This is a genomic window from Pseudomonas sp. CM25 (assembly GCF_013179705.1).
GTDB lineage: Bacteria > Pseudomonadota > Gammaproteobacteria > Pseudomonadales > Pseudomonadaceae > Aquipseudomonas.
In genome coordinates this window covers 1-5,524 of record NZ_JABMCW010000338.1, presented here as the reverse complement: position 1 = coordinate 5,524, position 5,524 = coordinate 1, and the positions used below count along the sequence as shown (strand labels likewise).

At 61.7% G+C, this 5,524-nt stretch carries 5 protein-coding genes; all 5 read left to right on the top strand.

The genetic code is table 11. The annotated features are described in order from the left end of the window. Positions 1–651 (top strand): NAD-dependent epimerase/dehydratase family protein (locus HP546_RS24870; protein WP_172230844.1); only part of this gene is annotated, 651 nt, incomplete at its 5' end. Next, positions 648–1,661, top strand: coding sequence for a glycosyltransferase family 4 protein (locus HP546_RS24865; protein WP_172230841.1), 1,014 nt, complete (start codon positions 648–650; stop codon positions 1,659–1,661). The genes HP546_RS24870 and HP546_RS24865, both read left to right, overlap by 4 nt. Positions 1,662–1,720: 59 nt before the next feature. Continuing rightward, positions 1,721–3,718: a nucleoside-diphosphate sugar epimerase/dehydratase gene (locus HP546_RS24860; RefSeq protein WP_172230838.1), complete on the top strand. Its 1,998-nt coding sequence runs from the start codon at positions 1,721–1,723 to the stop codon at positions 3,716–3,718. A 189-nt stretch (positions 3,719–3,907) separates the two neighbouring features. Next, positions 3,908–4,978 (top strand): dTDP-glucose 4,6-dehydratase, encoded by a 1,071-nt coding sequence (rfbB, locus tag HP546_RS24855; RefSeq protein WP_172230835.1) that lies wholly within the window; start codon positions 3,908–3,910, stop codon positions 4,976–4,978. Further along, positions 4,975–5,524, top strand: a 550-nt coding sequence (locus HP546_RS24850; protein WP_172230832.1) for a sugar nucleotide-binding protein, incomplete at its 3' end; no start/stop codon positions are given. The genes rfbB and HP546_RS24850, both read left to right, overlap by 4 nt.

Below are 5,524 nucleotides of genomic sequence, written 5' to 3'. Positions count from 1 at the left end.
GCTGCCGGCGTAAAACGGTTTGTGTTCATCAGTTCGATCAAGGTGAACGGTGAGGGCACTGCGCCGGGCAGGCCTTACGCTGCCAATGACACCCCTCAGCCGCAGGATCCGTACGGGACTTCAAAGCTGGAGGCGGAGACAGCGTTGCAGGCATTGGCCCGGGACACCGGCCTTGAGGTGGTGATCGTGCGCCCGGTACTGGTCTACGGGCCCGGAGTGAAGGCCAACTTTCTCAACATGATGCGCTGGCTCGACCGTGGCATACCGCTGCCGTTTGGCGCCATCGACAATCGAAGAAGCCTGGTCGCCGTGGAGAATCTGGTGGATCTGGTGGTCACGTGCATCGGGCATGAGGCAGCAGCCAACCAGGTGTTTCTGGTCAGTGATGGCGAGGACCTTTCGACCACCGGGCTTCTGCGCCGCATGGGCCAGGCGCTGGGCAGGCCAGCGCGGTTGCTGCCGGTACCGGCGGGCTTGCTGAGTGCCGGCGCCAAGGCGCTGGGTAAAGGTAGTTTGTCTCAGCGCCTGTGTGGCTCGCTGCAGGTGGATATCAGTAAAACCCGTGATTTGCTCGGCTGGCGCCCGCCGATAGACGTGGATACTGCGCTTCGAGCTGCCGCCAGGCACTATCAGGAATTCGACAAGAAATGATGCTTTTGTGGTTGCTTCCGGCCATTTTGATTCTGTCACTCGTGCTGACAGCGGGTCTGCGTCGCTATGCGCTGGCGCGCAGTGTGATAGATGTGCCCAACGCACGTAGCTCGCATACGGTCCCCACCCCCAGGGGCGGCGGAGTGGCGATAGTGCTGACGTTCTTGTTAGGCGTGGTTGGTCTCATGCCATCTGGTGTCGAGCAGATCAGTACGCTGCTGGCGCTGGGAGGTGGCGGGGCATTGATCGCGGTCATTGGCTTCATGGATGACCACGGGCATATTGCTGCTCGCTGGCGACTGCTTGGGCATTTCGTCGCCGCCGCGTGGATGCTGGGCTGGCTAGGCGGGTTGCCGCCGCTGATGATGTTCGGCTGGACGCTGGACATGGGGTGGCTGGGCGGGCTGCTGGCATCTGTCTACCTGGTATGGTTGCTCAACTTGTACAACTTCATGGATGGCATCGACGGCATCGCCAGTGTCGAGGCAATTACCGCGTGCCTGGGTGCAGCCTGGCTGTACTGGCTCTCGGGGCTAGGTGCCACTGCTGTACTGCCTTTGTTATTGGCCGCAGCCGTGGCGGGCTTCCTGTACTGGAACTTTCCTCCCGCAAAAATTTTCATGGGAGATGCAGGCAGTGGATTTATCGGTATCGTGCTGGGTGGGCTGTCTCTACAGGCCGCGTGGGTATCGCCACCGATGTTCTGGTGCTGGCTGATCCTGCTGGGCGTCTTCATTGTCGATGCAACTTATACCTTGGTGCGGCGCCTGTTACGCGGTGACAAGGTTTACGAAGCGCACCGCAGCCACGCGTATCAGTTCGCATCGCGCGCGTATGGCAAGCACCTGCCGGTAACCGTCGCAGTGGCCGCTCTCAATGTTTGCTGGCTGCTGCCCATCGCGTACTGCGTTGCCCGGCTGGGCCTTGATGGCGCGTTGGGCGTGGTGCTGGCGTACATTCCGCTGATTGTGCTGGCGGTGCGGTTTCGTGCGGGCGACCTGGAAAATTGACACTAGAGTAATGGGACAGCGGATTGTCGGTTCATACGTGGAAAGCATCTAGAGGGGTTATGGGAAAAGTGCGTACGAAACTGCTTGCTCTGCCTCGCCGGCACAAGCGCATGTTGCAGGTGCTGACCGATATCGTGCTGATATGGGGCGCACTGTGGTTGGCGTTTGTGGTCCGCCTTGGTATCGAAGAGCTGGCAAACCCGATCATCGACCACACGTGGTTGTTCCTGTGCGCGCCGCTTGTGTCCATTCCGCTATTCATCCGTTTTGGCCTGTACCGGGCGGTGATGCGTTATTTCGGCAACGACGCGCTTATCGCTATCATCAAGGCGGTTACGCTTTCCGCGCTTATTCTCGGGTTCATCATTTACTGGGCCGGTAACCACCAGAACGTGGTACCGCGCTCGATCACCTTCAATTACTGGTGGTTGAGCCTGATCATGGTGGGAGGCTTGCGCCTGGCCATGCGCCAGTACTTCCTTGGCGACTGGTTCGCTGCGGCCGCGCAGCATGTGCCGTTTGCCCAGAAAGCTGACGGCATGCCCCGGGTGGCGATTTACGGCGCAGGTGCCGCAGGTAACCAGTTGGTTGCTGCGCTACGCATGGACAGAATGATGCGTCCGGTCGCCTTCATCGACGACGACCCCAGCATCACCGACCGGGTGATCGCCGGCCTGCAGGTCTACCGCCCTGATCATTTGCAAAAGATGATCGATGTAACGGGGGCCGAGGAGATTCTGCTGGCATTGCCTTCCGAAACCCGTACCCGTCGTCGCGAAATTCTCAACTTTCTCGAGGGCTACCCTCTGCACGTGCGGAGTGTGCCCAGCTTTATTGACCTAGCCAGCGGCAAGGTAAAGGTCGATGACATCCAGGAAGTCGATATTGCCGACTTGCTCGGGCGTGATGCTGTGCCGGCCCAGCCCGACCTGCTCGAGCGCTGCATTACCGATCAGACGGTGCTGGTCACCGGGGCCGGTGGCTCCATCGGCTCGGAGCTGTGCCGACAGATACTGGGGCAAGCACCGAAAACGCTGCTGTTGTTCGACCACAGCGAGTTCAACCTGTACAGCATCCTCTCCGAGCTGGAGCAACGCATCGCCCGCGAGTCGCTGTCGGTGTGCCTGCTACCGATCCTGGGCTCCGTCCGCAACCAGGCGCAGATGCTCGACATCATGAAAACCTGGCACGTCGACACCGTCTACCACGCCGCTGCCTACAAACACGTGCCGATGGTGGAACACAACATTGCCGAAGGCCTGATGAACAACGTCATCGGCACCCTGCACACCGCCCAGGCGGCCTTGCAGGCCGGGGTTGCCAACTTCGTGCTGATTTCCACCGACAAGGCGGTGCGCCCGACCAATGTGATGGGCAGCACCAAGCGCCTGGCCGAAATGACCCTGCAGGCCCTCAGCCGCGAAGTGGCCCCTGTGCTGTTCGGCGACAGCGGCAACGTATCGCAGGTCAACAAGACCCGCTTCACCATGGTTCGCTTCGGCAATGTGCTGGGTTCTTCGGGCTCGGTCATCCCGCTGTTCCACAAGCAGATCAAGGCCGGTGGCCCGTTGACCGTCACCCACCCGAAGATCACCCGGTACTTCATGACCATTCCCGAGGCCGCGCAGCTGGTGATCCAGGCCGGGTCCATGGGCAAGGGCGGCGATGTGTTCGTGCTGGACATGGGCGAGCCGGTGAAAATTGTCGAGCTGGCCGAGAAGATGATTCACCTGACAGGGTTCAGCGTGCGCTCCGAGCGTAACCCGATGGGCGACATCGCCATCCAGTTCACTGGGCTGCGGCCGGGGGAGAAGCTGTATGAAGAGCTGCTGATCGGCGACAACGTGATCGCCACGCGCCACCCGATGATCATGAGTGCAAACGAAGACTTCCTGGCCTGGGACACGCTCAAGGAGTCGCTGCGGCAATTGATGGCGGCGGCAGCGGCGGATGATTTTGTGCGGGTGCGTCAGTTGCTGCGCGAGAGCGTGAGCGGCTACACCCCAGAAGGCGAGATCGTCGACTGGATCTACCAGCAGCGCCGCCTGGAGCCCTGATTACATCTGCAGCCTGACGCTCCCCCGGTGTAGGTGCGGGTTTACTCGCGAACACCGGGAAAGCCGGTGCCCAACATGCTGGTTTCCAGCCAAGTATCACAATGACATCGCCTTCGCTCTCCAAGCATCCACCGACAGGCTAGAATCCTGAAAGTGGAAAAGCAGACCTGACAGCGGAAGCAGACAAACATGACCATTCTGGTAACCGGCGGTGCAGGCTTCATCGGGGCAAACTTCGTGCTGGACTGGCTGGCGGGCAGCGATGAGGCTGTGGTCAACCTGGACAAACTCACCTACGCAGGCAATCTGCAAACCTTGAGCAGCCTGCAAGGCAACGACCGGCATATCTTTGTGCATGGCGACATTGCTGACAGCGGGCTGGTCGCAGAACTGCTGAAAACCCACCAGCCCCGCGCGGTCGTCAATTTTGCCGCCGAGTCCCACGTCGACCGTTCGATTCACGGCCCGCAGGCCTTCATCGAGACCAACGTGGTCGGGACCTTCCAGCTGCTCGAAGCCGTACGCGCCTACTGGGGCGGCCTGGCTGAGCAGGCCCGGCAGGCGTTCCGCTTCCTGCATGTGTCTACCGACGAAGTGTACGGCTCGTTGGCCGACGGCGAACTGGCCTTTACCGAAACCCATCAATACCAGCCCAATAGCCCGTACTCGGCGAGCAAGGCCGCCAGCGACCACCTGGTGCGCTCGTATCGTCACACCTATGGCCTGCCGGTGCTCACCACCAACTGCTCGAACAACTATGGCCCGTACCACTTCCCGGAAAAGCTCATCCCGCTGATGATCGTCAATGCCCTGGCCGGCAAGCCGTTGCCGGTGTACGGCGACGGCCAGCAGATTCGCGACTGGCTGTACGTCAAGGACCACTGCAGCGCCATCCGCCGCGTGCTGGACGCCGGCGTGCCTGGCGAGGTCTACAACGTGGGCGGCTGGAACGAAATGCCCAACCTGGAGATCGTCAGGCGCGTCTGTGCGCTGCTGGACGAACTGCGCCCCCGCGCCGATGGCAAGCCCTACGCGGCACAGATCAGCTACGTTACCGATCGCCCCGGGCATGACCGCCGCTACGCCATCGACGCCCGCAAGCTGGAGCGCGAGCTGGGCTGGAAACCCGCCGAAACGTTCGAGAGCGGGATCCGTAAAACCGTCGCTTGGTACCTCGACAACCCGCAGTGGGTGGAGGGCGTACAGTCTGGCAGCTACCGCGACTGGGTCGAGAAAAACTACGCAGGGCGTACTGCATGAAGGTACTGCTGCTGGGCAAGGACGGCCAGGTAGGCTGGGAGCTGCAACGCAGCCTGGCGCCGCTGGGCCAGCTGTTGGCGCTGAATGCCCGCAGCACGGTGCATTGTGGCGACCTGGGCAACCTGCCAGGCCTGGCCGAAACCGTACGTGGCTACGCCCCCGACGTCATCGTCAATGCTGCCGCCTACACCGCTGTGGACAGGGCTGAAAGCGAGCGCGAGCAAGCGTTCAGGATAAACGCCGATGCCGTCGGCGTGTTGGCGCGCGCCGCCGCCGAATGTGGCGCCTTGCTGGTGCATTATTCCAGCGACTATGTGTTCCCGGGGCAGGGCAGCCGGCCCTGGCGCGAAGACAATGCTGTCGGCCCGCTGAATGTTTACGGCGCCAGCAAGCTTGCCGGCGAGCAGGCCATCCAGGCCGCTGGCTGCCGGTACCTGATTTTCCGCACCTGCTGGGTGTATGCCGCCCGCGGCAACAACTTCGCCAGGACCATGCTGCGTCTGGCTGCGGAACGCGACAGCCTGGGCGTGATCGATGACCAGTATG